Genomic DNA, 17,321 nt, shown 5'->3' with positions numbered 1-17,321 from the left:
GAACCGTTGCCCTCCGCCCGTGCGGCGGGGTCACTCGAAGCCGAGGGCCTTCGTGGTGGGCGGGCTGACGAGCAGCCAGCCGACGCCCAGGCCGAGCGCCATCAGCGGTACGCCCAGCCAGCCCAGCCCGGCCTGGATCATGAACCAGCCGATCGGCAGCAGCATGAGCTGAAGGACGATCGCGGGGGCCCGCGCGCCGGCCTGTCGGCGCAGCAGCGCGCGGCCCAGCGCCCAGAGCGCGACGGCCGCTCCGACGGCGAACGCGGTCACCAGCAACGCCGACGCCAGGTCGGTGGTGGTGGCGGTGAGGTCGGCCCAGACCAGCCAGACCGCGATCAGCCCGACGGCGGCCGCCTCCGCCCAGAGCAGCCGAACCGCCCAGCGGAGTGTGACGGGAACCGGGGCCGAGTCGATGGTCACGCGCGCCACGATACCCGGGCTACCGAGAGGTACAGTGCCGCCCATGCGGGCCGTCCTGGTGGTCAATCCGAAGGCCACCACCACCAGCGAACGCAGCCGGGACGTGCTTGTCCGGGCGCTGCGCAGCGAAGTCGATCTCAATGTGCGCTACACCCGTCGTCGGGGGCACGCCATGGCGCTGGCCCGGGAGGCCGCCGCCGAGGGGGTCGATCTCGTCGTCACCCTGGGTGGTGACGGCACGGTGAACGAGGTGGTGAACGGCCTGATGTCGGCCGAACCGCCGGCCGGCGCCGAGGGCGCCTCGACGGCGGAGCGGCTGCCCGCGCTGGCCACCGTTCCGGGCGGTTCGACGAACGTGTTCGCCCGCGCGGTGGGCCTGCCCCGGGAGTGGCCGGAGGCGACCAGCATGATTCTCGAAGGGCTGCGCCTGGGCCGGCACCGCACGGTGGGGCTGGGCCGCGCGGACGACCGCTACTTCACCTTCTGCGCCGGGTTCGGCCTGGACGCCGCGGTGATCCACCGGGTGGAGCAGGCACGGCGGAAGGGGCGGGTCTCGACGCCGGGGCTCTACCTGCGCTCGATCATGAACCAGTACTTCTTCGCCTCGGACCGGCGGCATCCGGCGATCAGTCTGGAGCGACCGGGCGAGCCGGCGGAGGAGGAGCTGGCCACCGTCATCATCCAGAACACCGCTCCGTGGACGTACCTGGGCGACCGCGAGGTCAACCCGAACCCGGAGGCGTCGTTCGATCTCGGCCTCGACGTGCTGGCACTGCGTCAGCTCCGGGTGGCTAGCACAACACGGACAGTCACTCAGTTCCTGTCCCGGCGGCCGGATCCCAGTGGTCGTCAGGTGTTACGACTCCATGACACGGCGGAGTTCACCCTGCTCTCCAGCCGTCCGCAGGCGTTCCAGCTGGACGGCGACTATCTTGGCGAGCGGGAGAAAGTCAGATTCACCTCCATTCCGGCCGCACTCAGAGTAATCTGCTAGGTCTCGGGTACTGCCCTTGGTCGACGCGGCGCCGCAACCGCACCGGCAGGCGCCGCCACACCGAGGGGCAGGTGCCGGAAATGTCAGCAATGTCACGCGGACTGTACTATATTGATCCTCGGCTGTGGCACGGCGGGTAACCAGGAACGTGCTGGAACCCGGACAAATGGGTTGTGGGCTTGCTCACCGCTTGGAGTTTTTCCGAGCGTCACCCTTGACATCACGAGCGTTCGTGAAAGTATTCACAAGCGAACTTGAGTTACCGGGACATTGCCTGGATATGCTCGGCAGGTTGAGCTGTTCCAGCAGGTCTCCGAGGCTAACCGCCTGCTCACGCACTGCCGAATGGTCAGACGCGAACGGTCACCATAGGCAATGCGGATGCATATAGGAAAAGCACTACCCGCAATAAATTGCCACCCATCCAGAATGAGGAGTGTTGCCGCCATGGACTGGCGTCACCATGCTGTCTGCCGCGACGAGGACCCGGAGCTGTTCTTCCCGATTGGGACGTCCGGACCGGCTCTCCTGCAGGTCGAGCAGGCCAAGGCCGTCTGCAGGCGCTGCTCCGTGACCGACCAGTGCCTGCAGTGGGCGCTCGAGTCCGGTCAGGACGCTGGCGTCTGGGGCGGGATGAGCGAGGAGGAGCGGCGCGCTGTGAAGCGGCGCGGCGGCCTCCGGGTGCTGCGCGCTCACTCCGCCTGATTCCCCCAACGACACAGCTGCACGCCCCGGCGGGTCCGCCTGCCGGGGCGTACTGCTGTCCCGTGCCCGCTCAGAACGGCTGAGCCGTCAACCCGTCGGCGCCAGCGCGCCCCGGTCGTCGACCCGGCGCAACACCAGCTCGGCCACCTCAGGCGCGTCCGTCAGTGGGGCCGCCACCGCCACCGCACCGGCCGCCCGAGCCGAATCGGCCACCGCGTCGTGGAACAGGCCCGGCGCGAGGAAGTACGCGGACACCGCCACCCGGCGCGCGCCGGCCGCCCGCAGACGGGCCACGGCCACACCGGTCGCCGGTGGGGCAGCCGAGGCGTACGACACCCGGCAGGGCACCCCGAACTCGACGCCGAGCGCGTCCGCCACCCGGCCCACCGAACCGCGCGCCCGCGCGTCCCGGGTGCCCGCGGCGGCCAGCACCAGCGCGTCGAAGCGCCCCGGGCCAACCTCGCCGAGCCGACGGCGCAGCCCCGCGAGCAGCGCCGGCGACACCGTTCCGTCCGCCGGGCCGAGCACGTCGGTCACCCGTACCGCCAGTGGGGGGCCGGCCTCCGTCGCGGCGGCGACGGCCGCCGGAATGTCCACCCGATGGTGGTACGCGGCGGTCAGCAGGAGCGGCACGACCACCGCACGCGGGTGCCCGGCCTGGGCCAGCTTGCGCAGCACCTCGGTCGGTCCCGGCTCGGTGTGGTCCAGCCAGCTCGCCCACACCGACAGGCCGGGCCGGGCGGCCGACACCGCCCGGGTCAGCGCCCGGGTGGCCTCGGCCGCTCGTGGATCCCGGCTGCCGTGTGCGACCAGCACCACCGGGGCCGCCCCGCCGGCCGCATCCGGGCCGGTCGGGGTTGTCGGTGACGGGATCAGACGTGCAGCCCGCACTCGGTCTTCTCGAACATGGCCCACCGACCGGCCCGCGGGTCCTCGCCGGCCTTCGTCCGCCGGGTGCACGGCCAGCAGCCGATCGAGCCGTAGCCCTGCTTGAACAGCTCGTTGACCGGGACGTTCCAGCGGGCGATGTAGGCGTCCACGTCCCCCTGCGACCAGGCCGCGATCGGGTTGACCTTGACCTTGCCGCGCCGCGCGTCGAACGTCACCACCGGCGTGTTGGCCCGGGTCGGCGACTCGTCCCGGCGCAGGCCGGCGGCCCAGGCGTCGTACCCGGACAGCGCCCGCTCCAGCGGCTCCACCTTGCGCAGCTGGCAGCAGTCGTCCGGCGACTTGTTGAACAGTCGCGGGCCGTACTGGCCGTCCTGCTGCCCCACGGTGAGCCGGGGTCGGATCGACCGGACGTTCACCGGCAGCGTCCGGGCCACCTCGTCGCGGACCCGCAGCGTCTCCGGGAAGTGCAGACCGGTGTCGAGGAAGACCACGTCCACCCCCGGGGCGACCCGGGACACCAGGTGGGCCAGGACGGCGTCGGCCATCGAGCTGGTGACGCAGAAGCGGTCACCGAAGGTCTGCGCCGCCCAGCGGGCGATCTCCAGGGCGGGAGCGCCCTCCAGGTCCCGGGCCGCCTGCTCGGCCAGCGTCCGCAGCTCGTCCGGGCTGCGCCCGACCGGGTCGGTCGACGTCTGAGCGCCCGGACCGACCAGGCGCAGGCTCGCAGCGGAGACGAGACTCATCGGGTCACCGCCCGGGAGAGCAGCCCGGTGAACTTCACCGAGAAGACCCGTGCGCAGGCGTGGCACTCCCAGGCGCCGTGCCCCGCCTCGTGCGGCCGCAGGTCCTCCTCGCCGCAGTACGGGCAGTACAGGGGTGCCGCTCGGTTCTCGCTGCTCATCGCAGTTCCTCCTCGTCGACTCTGATCACCCAGTTGGCGAACGTCTCGCCTTCGCTCCGCCCGGCCAGGTAGCGACGGGCCAGCCGTTCCACGTACTCCGGAAGCTCCTCGGCGGTGGTCTTCAGGCCGCGCAGCTTGCGACCGAAACCGGCGGTCTGCCCCTGGGCCATGCCCAGGCCGCCGCCCAGGTGCACCTGGAAGCCCTCCACCTGCCGGCCGTCCGGGCCGATCACCAGCTGACCCTTGAGGCCGATGTCGGCGACCTGCGTGCGGGCGCAGGCGTTCGGGCAGCCGTTGATGTGGATCGAGATGTCCGCGTCGAAGTCGCGCAGCCGCTGCTCCAGCCGGGCCACCAGCTCCTCGCCGCGGGCCTTCGTCTCGACGATGGCGAGCTTGCAGTACTCGATGCCGGTGCACGCCATCGTGCCGCGTCGCCAGGCCGACGGCCGGGCCTCCAGCCCGATCCCGCGCAGCGCGTCGACAAGCGACTCCGTCCGCTCCGGCGGCACGTCGAGCACCAGCAGCTTCTGGTACGGGGTGAGCCGCACCCGGTCGCTGCCGTGCGCCTCGACCACGTCGGCCAGTTGGGCGAGCTGCCCACCGGAGACCCGCCCGACCACCGGGGCGGCCCCCACGTAGTGCCGCCCGTCGGCCTGCTCGTGCACGCCCACGTGGTCGATCGGCTTCGCCGGCAGCTCCGGGGCGGGGCCGTCGAGCAGCGTCCGGCCCAGGTACTCCTTCTCCAGGACCTCCCGGAAACGCTCCACGCCCCAGTCGGCCACCAGGAACTTCAGCCGGGCCCGGTTACGCAGCCGGCGGTAGCCGTAGTCGCGGAAGATCCCGACCACGCCGGCCCACACGTCGGGCACCTCGGCCAGCGGCACCCAGACGCCGAGCCGCTTGGCCAGCATCGGGTTGGTGGCGAGGCCGCCACCGACCCAGAGGTCGAAGCCGGGGCCGTGCTCGGGGTGGTCGACGCCGAGGAGGGCGATGTCGTTCGACTCGTACGGGGTGTCGACCAGCCAGGAGATGGACGTCTTGAACTTGCGGGGCAGGTTGGAGAACTGCTTGTCCCCCACGTACCGGGAGACGATCTCGTCGATCGCCGGCGTCGGGTCGAGCAGCTCGTCGCGGGCCACCCCGGCGACCGGGCTGCCCAGCACCACCCGGGGGCAGTCGCCGCACGCCTCGGTGGTCTCCAGGCCGACCGACTCCAGCCGGCGCCAGATCTCCGGCATGTCCTCGACCCGGATCCAGTGGTACTGGAGGTTCTGCCGGTCGGTGATGTCGGCGGTGTCCCGGGCGAACTCCCGGGAGATGTCCGCGATGACCCGCAGCTGGGCCAGGCTGAGCTGGCCGCCGTCGACGCGGACCCGGAGCATGAAGAACTCGTCCTCCAGCTCGTGCGGCTCCAGCACGGCGGTGCGCCCACCGTCGATGCCCGCCTTGCGCTGGGTGTAGAGGCCCCACCAGCGGAAACGGCCGCGCAGATCCTGCGGGTCGATGGAGGCGAAGCCGCCGTGCGCGTAGATGTTCTCGATGCGGGCCCGGACGTTGAGCGGGTCGTCGTCCTTCTTGATCCGCTCGTTGGGATTGAGGGGCTCGCGGTGGCCGAGCGCCCACTGACCCTCACCCCGGGGCCGGCGTGGCGCCCGGCCCGGGCGGGCCGTCGGATCCTCGGAACGGGCCGGGATGCTGCTGACCGCCATCGCGGCGACCTCCGTTGTCTGCTGTGCCTCGGGCTACGCGGGCGCGGCGGCCGGCCCGCGAGGCGGGCGGGACAACGGTGTCTTCAGACAGCCGGCGCGGAGCGCGCCCGAGACGGATTGGTCGGGCGTCGTCAGTAGGCCGGACAGATCGCGCTGCGCACGCGGCCGTAATCGACGTGGCGACGAGCCACGAAGCGGCGGACGACTGCGGCGGTCATGGGCCCATGCTGCCACACCTCATGGGGGCCGGCCAATGTCCGCGTGCTGGATCCCACATCACGGGCCCGCCTGGCCGTGGCAGGCTCGGACCGTGGGCGGATTGTCCGAGTCGACCGGGGCGGCGTGGGAGCACCTGCGCCGCCTGCCGGTCTGGCTCGCCCCGGCGCTGCTGACCCTGGCGGTGACAGTGACCGGGCTGGGCTCCGCCCAGCTCTGGCGTGACGAGCTGGCGACCTGGAGCGCGGCCACCCGCTCGCCCGGCGACCTGGTCCGGCTGGCCGGTACCATCGACGCCGCCACCGGGCCGTACTACCTGCTGATGCACGGCTGGACCACTGTCGTCGGCGACTCCACCATCGCTCTGCGCGCGCCGGCCGTGTTGGCGATGACAGTGGCCGCCGGGTTGCTCGCCGTGCTCGGCGCGCGGCTCGTCGACCGGCGTGCCGGCCTCTTCGCCGGGCTGCTGTTCGCGGTGCTCCCCGGCACCTCCCGCTACGGTCAGGAGGCCCGCCCGTACGCGCTGGCCACCATGCTCGCCGTGCTCGCCACCCTGCTGCTGGTGACCGCGCTGCGCCGACCGAGCTGGGCCCGGTGGGCAGGTTACGCCGCCGCCGTCGCCGCTCTCGGGCTCATCCACCTGATCGCGCTCACCCTGCTCGCCGCCCACGCGCTTGTCGTCCTCATCGCCTGGTGGCGCGGCCCCGCCGAGGCCGGCGTCGCCACCCGGGACCAGCCCACCGCCACCCGCGACCAGCCCACCGCCAATCGGGACCGTCCCGCCGCCGAACGGGACCGGCGGCGGGTGTGGCGGTGGCTGGTAGCCGTGCTGCCGGTCGCGCTGCTGGCCGGCCCGCTGCTGCTCAAGGCCCGGACGCAGCAGTCCCGGCAGTTGAACTGGGTCCACCTGGCCCGGCTGGACGACCTGACCGCGCTGCCCGGTGGCGTGGCCCAGAGCAGCGTGGTCGGCGGTCTGCTGGTCGGGGTCGCCGCGTTGGGCGCAGCCCGGCTCGGGCGGCGCGCTCTGCTGCCGGTGAGCGCGGTGCTGCTGCCCGTGCTGCTGCTCTTCGCCGCCGGCACGGTCGTACCCCTGTGGGTTCCTCGGTACCTGGTCTTCGTGGTGCCGTTCGCGTGTCTGCTGGCCGGCGCGGCGCTGGCCGCCGTGGCCGCACCGGCCGCGGTCGTCGTGGTGGTCCTGGCCGCGCTGCTCGGCCTGCCCGACCAGGCCGCGCTACGCCGGACCCACGAGTGGCCGCGCAGCGCGCCGGTGGACTACGCGGGGGCGGCGCGGGTGATCGCCGACGGCCAACGCCCGGGGGACGCGGTGGTCTACTCGCCCCGGCACAGCTGGCTCTTCCTCGACCTCGGCATCGAGTACCACCTCGACGACCCACCACGCGACGTGCTGGTCACCGAGGACGAGGTGCGCCGGGGCGACCTGTGGGCGGCCGAGTGCCCCCAGCCGGCACAGTGCCTGGCCGGTACGACACGGGTGTGGCTCGTCGTCTCCGGCCGGCACGCCGAGCCGCTGGCCGCCGTGCCCGGCGCCAAGGGCGACGCGCTACGCACCGACTTCACCGTCACGCAGGTCTGGCAGCGCCCCGGCCTGACCGTCGCGCTGCTGACCGGCCGCCCCGATCGCTGACCCACCGCCCCAGCCCGGTCGTCGCCTCGGGCCGATGCCGCCCAGGGTCCGGGGGCAGCCCGGTCCCGGTGTCACCGCGTCGGCCCAAGGCGGCCTCGGTCCCAAGGCGGCCCCGTCCACCTCCGCCTCCGTCCGGCGCGACAGCCCGGCCACCCCCGCCAGCCGTCAGCCCTCAGCCGTCAGCCGCCACACCTCAGTAGGCCATATACCTGTGAGTCATATTTATGACTCACAGGTATATGGCTTCAAACGACGTGACTGCTCGGCCGCGACACGCCGCCAAGCCGGGACGGCGAACGCACCACCAACGCCGGACCGCGACGCGCCGCCAACGCCAGAGCGCGACGCACCACCAACGCCAAAGCGCGACTAGTCGCGCTTGACCCCAGCGGCCGACGGGGCGTGGCCGGGCGGGGTGGCCTGGCGGGTGGCCGCGGGCGGGGTCAGGCTTGTGAGCGGCCGTCCGGGGCGGTGCGGGCCAGCGGGACGACGAGCAGCGCCTCGGTGCCGCCCTTGGCGCCCGCGCGCAGCTCGATGGTGCCGCGCAGCTCGCCGGTGACCAGTGCCCGCACGATCTGGAGACCGAGTCGGCTGCCGCGTTCGGCGTCGAACTCGGGTGGCAGCCCGCGACCGTTGTCGGTCACCGAGACGTGCAGCATCTTGCGGAACCGGTGCGCCGAGACCACCACCTCCGGTCGCGCCGACGGATCGCCCTCGGCGACGACGGCCGGCACCACGCCCGAGGTCGGCGGCACGGGTTCGTCGTCCGTCTCGTCGGCTGGCGGGAAGCCGTGTTCGACGGCGTTGAGCAGCAACTCGTTGAGGACCATCACCAGCGACGTGGCGATCTCCGCGGGCAGTACGCCGAAGCTGCCCTTACGGCGCATGCCGACGCTCACCTCGGTCGCCGCGACCTCGGTCGCCGCGCTGGCGACCCGGTCGACGATGCCGTCGAACTCGACCACCTCGTCGCTGGACATCGAGAGCGTCTCGTGCACGAGAGCGATCGAGGCGACCCGGCGGACGGACTCCTCCAGGGCGACCCGGGCCTCCGGCATGGCCACCCGGCGGGCCTGCAACCGCAGCAACGCGGCCACCGTCTGGAGGTTGTTCTTCACCCGGTGATGGATCTCCCGGATGGTGGCGTCCTTCGTGATCAGTGCCCGGTCCCGACGACGGACCTCGGTGATGTCCCGGACCAGCACCAGCGCGCCGATCGGCACGCCGGCGGGCATCAGCGGTAGCGCCCGGGTGAGCATCGTGGCCCCGCGTGCGTCGATCTCCCGCCGGGGCGGCGCCTCGCCGCGCAACGCCGCCAGGATGCCGTTCGCCGCCTCGGTGCCGTCCAGCGGGTCGCCCGCCAGCCGGCGGTGCAGCGCGGCCAGGTCCTCCCCCACCAGGTGGGAGGCGTAGCCCAACCGGCGGTACGCGGACTGCGCGTTCGGGCTCGCGTAGGTGACCTTGCCACCGGCGTCCAACCGGACCAGGCCGTCACCGACGCGGGGGGCGGAGGTGGTCTCGCCCGGGTGCCGGGGTGGCGGGAAGGTGCCGTCGGCGATCATCTGGGCGAGGTCGTCGGCCGTGGTCAGGTAGTTGAGTTCCAGCTGGCTGGGCGTACGCGCGGTGGACAGGTTGGTGTCGCGGCCGACCACCGCGATCACCTCGCCGGCCTCGCCGTCGGCGGTGCGCAGCCGCACCGGGATCGCCTCGTGTCGGGCCGGCACGTCGCCGTACCAGACCGGGTCGCCCTCCCGCCAGATCCGCCCCTGGGAGTAGGCGACCCCCAGGTGGGCCACCTCCGAGCCGCCGATGATCCGGCCCACCTGGTCGTCCTGATATGCGGTGGGCGCGGTCGTCGGGCGGACCTGGGCGACACAGAGGAACGTGCCCTCGGCGTCGACCGGCACCCAGAGCAGCAGGTCGGCGAAGGACAGATCAGAGAGCAGCTGCCAGTCGCCGGCGATCCGGTGCAGATGGTCGATGTCGGCCGGACGGAGATGGGTGTGCTCCTCGGCGAGGTCGCGCAGCGTGGACACGGTGACCAGGGTGCCACGCCGCGCCGCGCCTCACATCGTCGCGGTGACCTTCTTCAGGCCGCGCGGCGCGTCCGGGTCCTCGCCACGGCTCAGTGCCAACGCCAGCGCCAGGCGCTGCAACGGCAGGATGTCCAGCAGTGGCGCGTACCGCTCGTCGACCTCGGGGACGGCGAGCCGGGTGGCGCCCGGCACGTCGGCGGAGCCGACGACCACCACGTCGGCGCGGCGCTCGTCGAGGCGGGGCAGCACCTCGCCCATCGACCGGCCGCCCGGCCCGGAGCCGACGACGGCGAGCACCGGGATCTCCGGGTCGGTCATCGCGAGCGGGCCGTGCAGCAGGTCGGCGCCGGAGAAGGCGAGCGCCGGCAGGTACGAGGTCTCCATCAGCTTCAGCGCGGCCTCGCGGGCGGTCGGGTAGGCGTACCCACGGCCGGTGGTGACCAGTTGGCGGGCGAAGCGGTAGCGCGGCGCGAGCTGGGCCGGGGTGTCGTCGGCGAGCGTCCTGGTGGCCAGGTCGGGCAGCGCGGCGAGCGCCTCCCGCTCGGCCGCCGGGAGCACCCCGTCGCCGGCCCGGATCCCCTCGACCAGCATGAGCAGGGCGAACAGTTCGGCGGTGTACGTCTTCGTCGCCGCGACCGCCCGCTCGTGCCCGGCGGCGACGTCGATGCTCAACTCGGCCGTGTCGGCCAGCGGGGAGTCGGGGGCGTTGGTCACCGCGAGGGTGAGGGCGCCGGTGGACCGCGCGGCGCGCAGCACCTCGGCGAGGTCGGGCGAGCCGCCGCTCTGGCTGACCCCGACGACCAGCGCGTCGGAAAGGTCGGGGCGGGCGCCGAACAGGGTGACGACGCTCGGCGAGGCGAGCCCGGCGGGCACGCCGAGCCGGATCTCGGTCAGGTACGCCCCGTAGAGGGCCGCGTGGTCGGACGTGCCCCGGGCGGTGAAGACCACGTGTCGCGGTCGACGCTCGGCCACGACAGCGGCCACCCGGGCGATCGCCGCGGCGTTGGCGCTGTCGAGCAGGCGCGCGTAGCCGGCGGGCTGCTCGCCGATGTCGGCCGCCATTCCGGACCCTGCACGTGTCACGAAACACTCCCCTCTTGCGCGATTGACGCGCGTTTCCTGCTCAGTCTTGCACGCAAGAATCGGCGTCAGCAATTGTTCGAGCAGCAGTGCGCAGTTGATCACTTGATCATCTCAATATCAACTACGCTGGCCCCGCTGTCTGCAGCTGCGACGAGAGGACACCGTGCCAGAGGGAAGGGACGAGCCCGCGCTCTCCGCGACGGAGGAGCTGGCCCTGGCCCGGCTGGCACTGGACGAGGGCGACCTCCACCACGCCGCCGGCCACCTCGCCGGCGCGCTGGCGCGGGCGCCCACCCTGCCCGAGGTGCACGAGACGCTGGCCCGCCTCGCCGCGGCCGACGGAGGAGGGCTCGACCTCTTCCCGATCAACCACCACACCTTCGTGGGCGCGGTCGTCGCCCGCGCCCACCTGCTGGCCGCCGCCGGCCGCCCCGCCGAAGGGTTGGAGCTGCTGGCCGCGGCGACCGGTCACGCCCCCGGCACCCAATGGGCGGGCGTGCCGTGGGTGACCGCCTCCGAACTGGCCGAACGGCTGGAACCGGACCACATCGCCCGCGTCCTCATGCAGGTCTGCGCGGCGCTGACCGACCCGGTGCCACGGGCCGGCCGGAACGCCCTCACGCCGTACCTCACGCTGGCCCGCAACGCCGCCACCGTGCACCCCGAGCACGGTCTCCTGCTGGGCGCGGCGTCCGCGCTGGCCCGGCGGCTCGGCGAGGTCGCGCTGGCGATCCGCTGGGCCAGCCGAGGCGTACGGTGCCAGCCGTCGAAGATGGGCGAGGTCTGGCTCGGGTACGCGTACCGCAGCGCGGGTCGGACCCGTGACGCCCTCGCGGCGCTCTACCGGGCGGTCGACCTGGACCCCGACGACCTGGCCATCTACGCCGACATCGCCGGCACCCTGGCCGAGATCGGCCGGCTCGACGAGGCGTTGGAGTGGACCGAGCGGGCGCTGGCCCGGGACCCGTCGTTCGACTGCGCGGTGCACACCGCCCACCGACTGCGGCACCTGCGCGACGGCGACCTGTCCCACCTGGTCGCGCTCGCCGACTTCATCCGTGACCACCCGGACGACAGCCACGAGCACGGCGATCTGGCCCAGTGCTGCCGGGGCCGGCCCTGGCTCGGGCAACTGACGCCGGCCGGCGGCCCCCTGGTCGACGCGCTCCGCCAGGCGGTCGCCGACGACGACAACGGCATCGGTGGCGCCGTACGCCTGGCGGCAGCAGCTCCACCGAGCGCCCTGCGGACGGCGACGGCGGTGGCGCCCGGACTGCGGATCGAGGTCGCCGGCGTCGCGGAGCCGGACCCACGCGAGCCCCGACGCCCGTCCGCGCAGCGGCTGTGGCACTTCGCGGAGAACGTGCCGACGCCGGCGCTGCCGGCGCCCTCGGCGGCGGCGGTCGAACGGATCGGACAGGTGACCCACCCGGCGTGGCCGCACCCACCGGCGGCCTACGACGCGGCAGTGGGCCTGGCCGGGCTCGACGTCGACGACCTGCTCGGGCTGCTGGTGCATCCGCCCGCGGCGCCGGCGAGCGGGCTGGGACGACTGCTGGCCGCCCAGGATCCGTCGATCTGGGTCCGCGGGGTGCAGGTCTGGGCCTGTCTGGGGCTGCTGCACCAGCGCACCGACGAGCCCTGGGCGGACTCGACCCGACGCCGGGTGCTGGTGGACCTGGTCTGGGGTGTGGAGGACTGGGTCACCGAGGCGGCGCTGTTCGCCCTGATCACCGCGGCCTGGGTGGACCCGGCGGTGCGGCCGGACGTGGCCCGCGTGGTGGCGGAGCGGTTGGCCGACGCGGCGACGGTGGCCCAGGCCCGACCGGTGCCGATCGCGGTCTCGCTGGCCCACCTCGCGCTGGCCGCCCCCGCCCTGGACCCGGCCAGCACGGCACTGGCCACCCGGATGATCGGCGAGCGGGCCGCCCGGCTCCCCCGCCCCCGCAACCCGCTGCGCCGCCTCTGGCAACGGCTGACCCGCCGCTCCTGACCCGCGCGCCGCGCCCTCCCCATCGGGGACGACGCGGCGCGCAAGTTGCCGGGGTGGGCTCAGGCGACCGGGGCCTTGCCGAGGGCGACCTCGGCCTCCTCCTCCGGGGTGGCCTGCGGCGGCGCCTCGTTGGCGGTGCGCAGCGGGATCTCCTTGATGAACCAGGCGAGCACCGGGATCACGATGGTGAACAGCACGGCCCAGAGGAACACGTGGGAGATGGCGTCCGAGAGGCCGGTGAGGACCAGCTCACGCGCCTGGGCGGGCAACTGCTTGAGCTTCTCCAGGTCCATCCCGCCCTCGCCGCCGCCACTGAACGCCTTGCCGGCGGCGGAGCCGGCGAGTTGGTTGGCGAAGATCGCGCCGAAGAGCGACACACCGAACGAGCCGCCGATCGACCGGAAGAAGGTGGCCGCGCCGCTCGCCGCGCCCAGGTCCTTCTGCTCCACGCTGTTCTGCGCGATCAGCATGGAGGTCTGCATGAGGAAGCCCATGCCGACGCCCAGCACGACCATGTAGAGCGAGGACTGCAGCTTGCTGGTGTCGGTGTCGAGCATGGAGAGCAGCGCCATGCCCCCGGTCATCACCACGCCGCCGATGATCGGGTACGCCCGGTACTTGCCGTTCTTGGTGATCGCCCGGCCGACGACCAGCGAGACCACCAGCATGCCGAACATCAACGGCAGCAGCAGCAGGCCACTGTTGGTGGCCGAGGCCCCCTGCACGGTCTGCTGGTAGAGCGGCAGGAAGTTCATCGCGCCGAACATCGCGAAGCCGAGCAGGAAGCCGATCACCGAGATCAGCGCGAAGTTGCGGTTGGCGAACAGCGCCAGCGGCAGGATCGGCTCCGGCACCCGGCGCTCCACCAGGCCGAACGCCACCAGCGCGACCAGCGCCAGCACGGCCAGGCCGACGATCTGCGGCGAGACCCAGTCGTATTCGTTGCCGCCCCACGTGGTGAGCAGCACGATCGCGGTGATGCCGACCGAGAGCAGGCCGGCGCCGAGCCAGTCGATCCGGTGCTCGGTGCGGTACTTCGGCAGGTGCATCGTGGTGATCAGCACGAGCAGCGCGACACCACCCAGCGGCAGGTTCACGTAGAACGCCCAGCGCCAGGAGAGGTTGTCGGTGATGAAGCCACCGACCAGCGGGCCGGCCACCATGGCGATGGCCATGATGCCGGCGATCATGCCCTGGTAACGCCCGCGCTCACGCGGCGGAACCAGGTCGCCGATGATCGCCATCACGCCGACCATCAGGCCGCCGGCGCCCAGGCCCTGCACGGCCCGGAAGGCGATCAGCTCGATCATGCCCTTGTCGACACCGCCGAACATCGCCGAGCCGGCCATGCCGCAGAGCGCCGATCCGATCAGGAAGATGACCACCGAGGTCAGGAAGACCGTCTTGCGACCGTAGAGGTCGCCGAGCTTGCCCCAGATCGGCGTGGAGACAGTCGTGCCGAGGATGTACGCCGTGACGATCCACGTGAAGTGGCCGGCACCACCGAACTCGAAGGTGATCCGCGGCAGCGCGGTGCTCACGATCATGTTGTCGAGCATCGCGAGCATCATCGCGATCATCAGTCCGAACAGCACGACCCGTACGTTGGGTCGTGCGCCGGCCTGGGTTGCCTGAGTCATGGGTAAGCTCCCCCCGAGGATTGCCTTACTTACTTGCCGCCCGGCTAGTCACCTTACTAGCCGCACGGTAAGTTGGGTACCAACTGACGGTCAAGTGAATTGGGGGGCGTGGGTGAGGGAGAGCACAGGCGGCACCCGAGAGCGGATCAAGGCCGTCGCGTTGGAGCTCTTCACCGAGCAGGGGTACGAGAAGACCTCGCTGCGGGAGATCGCCGAACGCCTCAACGTCACCAAGGCAGCGCTCTACTACCACTTCAAGAGCAAGGACGACATCGTCGCCAGCTTCGTGGAGGATCGGCTGGATCAGATGGACGCGCTGACCGCCTGGGCCGACTCACAGCCGGCGACCCTGGCCACCCGCCGCGCCCTCATCTCCCGCTACGCCGACACGATGTTCGGCGGCGACATGCCGTCGGTGATGCGCTTCTTCGAGCAGAACCAGACCGTGCTCAAGAGCCTCTCCTCCGGCCAGCAGATGCGGGGCCGGATGATGCGGCTCGCCAGCGCCCTCTGCCGGGGCGACGACTCCCCCGCCGCCCAGCTGCGCGCCACCCTGTCCCTGTTCGCCGTGCACACCAGCTGGTTCGCCGTGCGGGCGCCGGGCATCACCGACGCCGAACGCCGCCGGCTCGCGCTGGAGGTGGCCGACGAGTTGCTGGCCGCGATCGGCGCCGAGCCCGACGAGAACGCCGCCTCGACCAGCGGTCGAGGCTGACGAGCCCGTCTCAGGTGCGGGGCAGCTCCAGCCGCAGGCCCAGCAGGGCCACGCCCGCCACCGGCGACCAGTCCTTCTCCGGCATACGGACGAACCCGAGGCGCTCGTAGAGCCGGTGGGCCGACACGGCCATCCCCGCGCGGACGCAGATCACGACGGCCCTGCAGCCCAACTCGCCCGCCCGGTCGACGCACGCCTGGGCCAGCGCCGCGCCCACACCCCGCCCCTGGGCGGCCGGGTCGACCGCCAGCATCCGGAACTCCGCTTCACCCGGCCCGGACAGCTCGGCGAACGGGGTGCCCGGCAGCACGAAGGTGACCGAGCCGAGCACCGCGCCGGTCGCCTCGTCCACCGCTACCAGCACCTCGCCACTGCCCGCCCGGGTCGAGACGTCGGCCAGCACCGCCCCGTACCCGTGCTCGCCCTTGAGCTGACCGTCCGCCTCGTACGCGGCCACGGTCAGACGGGCGACCGCCGGGAAGTCGGCCGTGTCGGCGAGCCGGACCAACAGGCCGCTCAACCGATCACCGCGATCAGGTCGCCGTCCTGCACGACGTCGCCCTCGTGCACGGCGAGCTGCTGGACCACGCCGTCGGCCTCGGCGACGACCGGGATCTCCATCTTCATCGACTCGAGGATCACCAGAGTGTCGCCCTCGGACACGGTGTCGCCCGCCGACGCGACGACCTTCCAGACGTTCGCCACCATCTCGGCGCGGATCTCCTCGGCCATGTCCACGGCCCTCCCTTTTTCGCGATGTGCCTGCCGACGTATCCAATCACGCGAGGGTGGGGCGCGGGAGCGGAGCGGTGCGGCCCACCGGCCGCCGAGGCCCCGGGGGAAGGCACCGGGTGCCGAGCGCACTACCATCAGCGGGTCGGACCCGACGCCGGGCGGCCGGTGGGTGCACCGGCGCGAGGCCGCGCGCAGCACGGATCCGACCCATCACGAGGAGGTCAGCATGGCGAAGAAGTCCCGCAAGAAGAAGGCCCGCAAGAAGAGCGCCGCGAACCACGGCAAGCGTCCCAACTCCTGAACGCGCCGACGGGCCGATGCGCCCGTCACCGGTCAGTCCGACCCGGCGGAGGCCGGGTACGCCGGTGGCCCGGGTCGAAGATCGACCCGGGCCACCGGTGATTCACGTTTCGGTACGCCGACGCTCAGTCGGCCAGCTCACGGGAGTCGCTGGTCTCGAAGACCACCAGCTCGGTGAGCTTGACCCGCAGCCGCTCGCGCAGCTGATCGGGTGCGGTCTCGTTGCCGCAGCAACGGGCGACCAGTGCCCGCACCTCCTGTTCGAGACCGTACTCGCGCAGGCACGGCCCGCACTCGTCGAGGTGGTGCCGGATCAGCGCGCGGCGCTCGTCGGCGCACTCGAGATCCAGGTAGAGGTAGACCTCCGCGAGCACCTCGCGGCAGTCCGTCTCGTGCGGCTTTCCACAGCTCACGTCACACCTCCCGGCCGGCAGCGGCAGCGGTCGAGCCCTTCGCGGACCGGGCCGGGCTGAAGCCCCGCTCCGCGGCGTACTGCTCGAGCAGCTTGCGCAGATTACGACGGCCGCGGTGCAGACGCGACATCACGGTGCCAATCGGCGTGCCCATGATGTCGGCGACCTCCTTGTAGGAGAAGCCTTCGACGTCGGTCAGGTAGACGGCCAGGCGGAACTCCTCCGGCAACTGCTGGAGGGCCTCCTTCACGTCGCTGTCCGGCAGCCGGTCCAGAGCTTCGGTCTCGGCCGAGCGCAACCCGCTGGAGGTGTGCGACTCGGCCTCGGCGAGCTGCCAGTCGGTGATCTCCTCCGTGGGCGCCTGGATCGGCTGGCGCTGCCGCTTGCGGTAGGAGTTGATGTAGGTGTTGGTCAGGATCCGGTAGAGCCAGGCCTTCAGGTTCGTGCCCTGCTCGAACTGGTGAAAGGCCGCGTACGCCTTCAGGTACGTCTCCTGGACCAGGTCTTCGGCATCCGCCGGGTTGCGCGTCATGCGCAGCCCAGCAGCGTAGAGCTGATCGACGAATGGCATCGCGTCCCGCTCGAACCGGGCCCTGCGCTCGTCCGTCTTCTCGGTGGTCAACCGCACATCCCCTCGCGTCGGATGCTTTCCCGCCGAGGATACGCGCACGGACCTGCCCACTGATTCACTTCCGGCTGGTGTGCCCGTGCTCACCGCACCCACCCCGCCCGGTCCCGCTGTCACGGGCCAGTCCGGACCATCCAGCAGCCGCTGCAGCTGCCGGGCGTCCCGCTCGTCCCGTTCCAGGCTTCGTGTCTCGGTCGGCACCGGTCACCCCCCTCGCAGAAAAGTCGTCCGGGGTTAGTAACGCGAGATGACCGGTGAGGCATTCCGCCCGGCTCTCCCGTTCCTGGTCCCGGCCCC

18 protein-coding genes are annotated in these 17,321 nt (G+C 72.3%); 6 read left to right on the top strand and 12 right to left on the bottom strand.

The window, feature by feature from the left end:
• Positions 1–30: 30 nt before the first annotated feature.
• On the bottom strand, positions 31–465 hold the full coding sequence (locus tag OG505_RS32125; protein ID WP_405429713.1) for a hypothetical protein: 435 nt from the start codon (positions 463–465) through the stop codon (positions 31–33).
• On the opposite strand from OG505_RS32125, the gene OG505_RS32120 reads away from it, so the two are divergent.
• Positions 464–1,414 (top strand): diacylglycerol/lipid kinase family protein, encoded by a 951-nt coding sequence (locus tag OG505_RS32120; protein ID WP_405429711.1) that lies wholly within the window; start codon positions 464–466, stop codon positions 1,412–1,414. The genes OG505_RS32125 and OG505_RS32120 overlap by 2 nt on opposite strands.
• Before the next feature lie 447 nt (positions 1,415–1,861).
• Positions 1,862–2,119 carry a WhiB family transcriptional regulator gene (locus tag OG505_RS32115; RefSeq protein WP_007072794.1) on the top strand — a complete coding sequence of 86 codons (258 nt, stop codon included), beginning with the start codon at positions 1,862–1,864 and terminating at the stop codon, positions 2,117–2,119.
• An 87-nt stretch (positions 2,120–2,206) separates the two neighbouring features.
• Here the strand turns inward: OG505_RS32115 and OG505_RS32110 are convergent, their stop codons facing one another.
• The 4 genes from OG505_RS32110 to OG505_RS32095 are packed head-to-tail and all read right to left on the bottom strand — an operon-like array spanning position 2,207 to position 5,620.
• The gene (locus OG505_RS32110; RefSeq protein ID WP_405429708.1) at positions 2,207–3,010 is read right to left on the bottom strand and encodes a sirohydrochlorin chelatase; all 804 of its coding nucleotides are present in this window, start codon (positions 3,008–3,010) and stop codon (positions 2,207–2,209) included.
• Positions 2,992–3,753, bottom strand: coding sequence for a phosphoadenylyl-sulfate reductase (locus OG505_RS32105; RefSeq protein ID WP_405429706.1), 762 nt, complete (start codon positions 3,751–3,753; stop codon positions 2,992–2,994). Before OG505_RS32105 ends, OG505_RS32110 begins: the two co-directional genes overlap by 19 nt.
• Positions 3,750–3,911: a hypothetical protein gene (locus OG505_RS32100; RefSeq protein ID WP_167517323.1), complete on the bottom strand. Its 162-nt coding sequence runs from the start codon at positions 3,909–3,911 to the stop codon at positions 3,750–3,752. Before OG505_RS32100 ends, OG505_RS32105 begins: the two co-directional genes overlap by 4 nt.
• Entirely contained in the window at positions 3,908–5,620 is a 1,713-nt protein-coding gene (locus OG505_RS32095; RefSeq protein ID WP_405429704.1) for a nitrite/sulfite reductase, read from the bottom strand. Before OG505_RS32095 ends, OG505_RS32100 begins: the two co-directional genes overlap by 4 nt.
• Before the next feature lie 310 nt (positions 5,621–5,930).
• On the opposite strand from OG505_RS32095, the gene OG505_RS32090 reads away from it, so the two are divergent.
• Entirely contained in the window at positions 5,931–7,481 is a 1,551-nt protein-coding gene (locus OG505_RS32090; protein ID WP_405429703.1) for a glycosyltransferase family 39 protein, read from the top strand.
• A gap of 443 nt (positions 7,482–7,924) precedes the next feature.
• On the opposite strand, the gene OG505_RS32085 is transcribed toward OG505_RS32090, so the two are convergent.
• Both OG505_RS32085 and OG505_RS32080 read right to left on the bottom strand, forming a co-directional pair.
• Complete coding sequence (locus OG505_RS32085) at positions 7,925–9,517, bottom strand: histidine kinase N-terminal domain-containing protein (RefSeq protein ID WP_405429701.1); 1,593 nt, start codon at positions 9,515–9,517, stop codon at positions 7,925–7,927.
• 30 nt (positions 9,518–9,547) lie between these two features.
• Positions 9,548–10,579 (bottom strand): SIS domain-containing protein, encoded by a 1,032-nt coding sequence (locus tag OG505_RS32080; RefSeq protein ID WP_405434845.1) that lies wholly within the window; start codon positions 10,577–10,579, stop codon positions 9,548–9,550.
• A gap of 184 nt (positions 10,580–10,763) precedes the next feature.
• On the opposite strand from OG505_RS32080, the gene OG505_RS32075 reads away from it, so the two are divergent.
• Positions 10,764–12,593: a tetratricopeptide repeat protein gene (locus OG505_RS32075; RefSeq protein ID WP_405429699.1), complete on the top strand. Its 1,830-nt coding sequence runs from the start codon at positions 10,764–10,766 to the stop codon at positions 12,591–12,593.
• Positions 12,594–12,652: 59 nt separating this feature from the next.
• Here the strand turns inward: OG505_RS32075 and OG505_RS32070 are convergent, their stop codons facing one another.
• Positions 12,653–14,233, bottom strand: coding sequence for an MDR family MFS transporter (locus OG505_RS32070; protein ID WP_405429697.1), 1,581 nt, complete (start codon positions 14,231–14,233; stop codon positions 12,653–12,655).
• Between the two features lie 112 nt (positions 14,234–14,345).
• On the opposite strand from OG505_RS32070, the gene OG505_RS32065 reads away from it, so the two are divergent.
• Entirely contained in the window at positions 14,346–14,948 is a 603-nt protein-coding gene (locus OG505_RS32065; protein ID WP_405429695.1) for a TetR/AcrR family transcriptional regulator, read from the top strand.
• Between the two features lie 10 nt (positions 14,949–14,958).
• Here the strand turns inward: OG505_RS32065 and OG505_RS32060 are convergent, their stop codons facing one another.
• Both OG505_RS32060 and OG505_RS32055 read right to left on the bottom strand, forming a co-directional pair.
• On the bottom strand, positions 14,959–15,468 hold the full coding sequence (locus OG505_RS32060; RefSeq protein WP_405429693.1) for a GNAT family N-acetyltransferase: 510 nt from the start codon (positions 15,466–15,468) through the stop codon (positions 14,959–14,961).
• The gene (locus OG505_RS32055; RefSeq protein ID WP_007464729.1) at positions 15,465–15,686 is read right to left on the bottom strand and encodes a biotin/lipoyl-binding carrier protein; all 222 of its coding nucleotides are present in this window, start codon (positions 15,684–15,686) and stop codon (positions 15,465–15,467) included. Before OG505_RS32055 ends, OG505_RS32060 begins: the two co-directional genes overlap by 4 nt.
• 223 nt (positions 15,687–15,909) lie before the next feature.
• Here OG505_RS32055 and OG505_RS32050 point away from each other — a divergent pair, with 223 nt between their 5' ends.
• On the top strand, positions 15,910–15,984 hold the full coding sequence (locus OG505_RS32050) for a 50S ribosomal protein bL37 (protein WP_369814844.1): 75 nt from the start codon (positions 15,910–15,912) through the stop codon (positions 15,982–15,984).
• Between the two features lie 124 nt (positions 15,985–16,108).
• On the opposite strand, the gene rsrA is transcribed toward OG505_RS32050, so the two are convergent.
• Together rsrA and OG505_RS32040 are read right to left on the bottom strand one after the other, a co-directional pair.
• Positions 16,109–16,396, bottom strand: coding sequence for a mycothiol system anti-sigma-R factor (gene rsrA, locus OG505_RS32045; RefSeq protein WP_405429691.1), 288 nt, complete (start codon positions 16,394–16,396; stop codon positions 16,109–16,111).
• A 1-nt stretch (position 16,397) separates the two neighbouring features.
• Entirely contained in the window at positions 16,398–17,225 is an 828-nt protein-coding gene (locus OG505_RS32040) for a sigma-70 family RNA polymerase sigma factor (protein WP_308195397.1), read from the bottom strand.
• Positions 17,226–17,321 lie beyond the last annotated feature (96 nt).

The organism is Micromonospora sp. NBC_00617, from assembly GCF_045161355.1.
In the GTDB taxonomy this organism is placed as follows: Bacteria; Actinomycetota; Actinomycetes; order Mycobacteriales; family Micromonosporaceae; genus Micromonospora.
Note: the sequence above shows the minus strand (reverse complement) of the source record. Positions and strands in the feature narration are given on the sequence as shown.

Coding starts and splice junctions, on each gene's coding strand:
- OG505_RS32125 (WP_405429713.1), bottom strand. CDS start 465: ATGGGCGGCACTGTACCTCTCGGTAGCCCGGGTATCGTGGCGCGCGTG.
- OG505_RS32095 (WP_405429704.1), bottom strand. CDS start 5,620: ATGGCGGTCAGCAGCATCCCGGCCCGTTCCGAGGATCCGACGGCCCGC.
- OG505_RS32120 (WP_405429711.1), top strand. CDS start 464: ATGCGGGCCGTCCTGGTGGTCAATCCGAAGGCCACCACCACCAGCGAA.
- OG505_RS32100 (WP_167517323.1), bottom strand. CDS start 3,911: ATGAGCAGCGAGAACCGAGCGGCACCCCTGTACTGCCCGTACTGCGGC.
- OG505_RS32080 (WP_405434845.1), bottom strand. CDS start 10,579: ATGGCGGCCGACATCGGCGAGCAGCCCGCCGGCTACGCGCGCCTGCTC.
- OG505_RS32105 (WP_405429706.1), bottom strand. CDS start 3,753: ATGAGTCTCGTCTCCGCTGCGAGCCTGCGCCTGGTCGGTCCGGGCGCT.
- OG505_RS32115 (WP_007072794.1), top strand. CDS start 1,862: ATGGACTGGCGTCACCATGCTGTCTGCCGCGACGAGGACCCGGAGCTG.
- OG505_RS32070 (WP_405429697.1), bottom strand. CDS start 14,233: ATGACTCAGGCAACCCAGGCCGGCGCACGACCCAACGTACGGGTCGTG.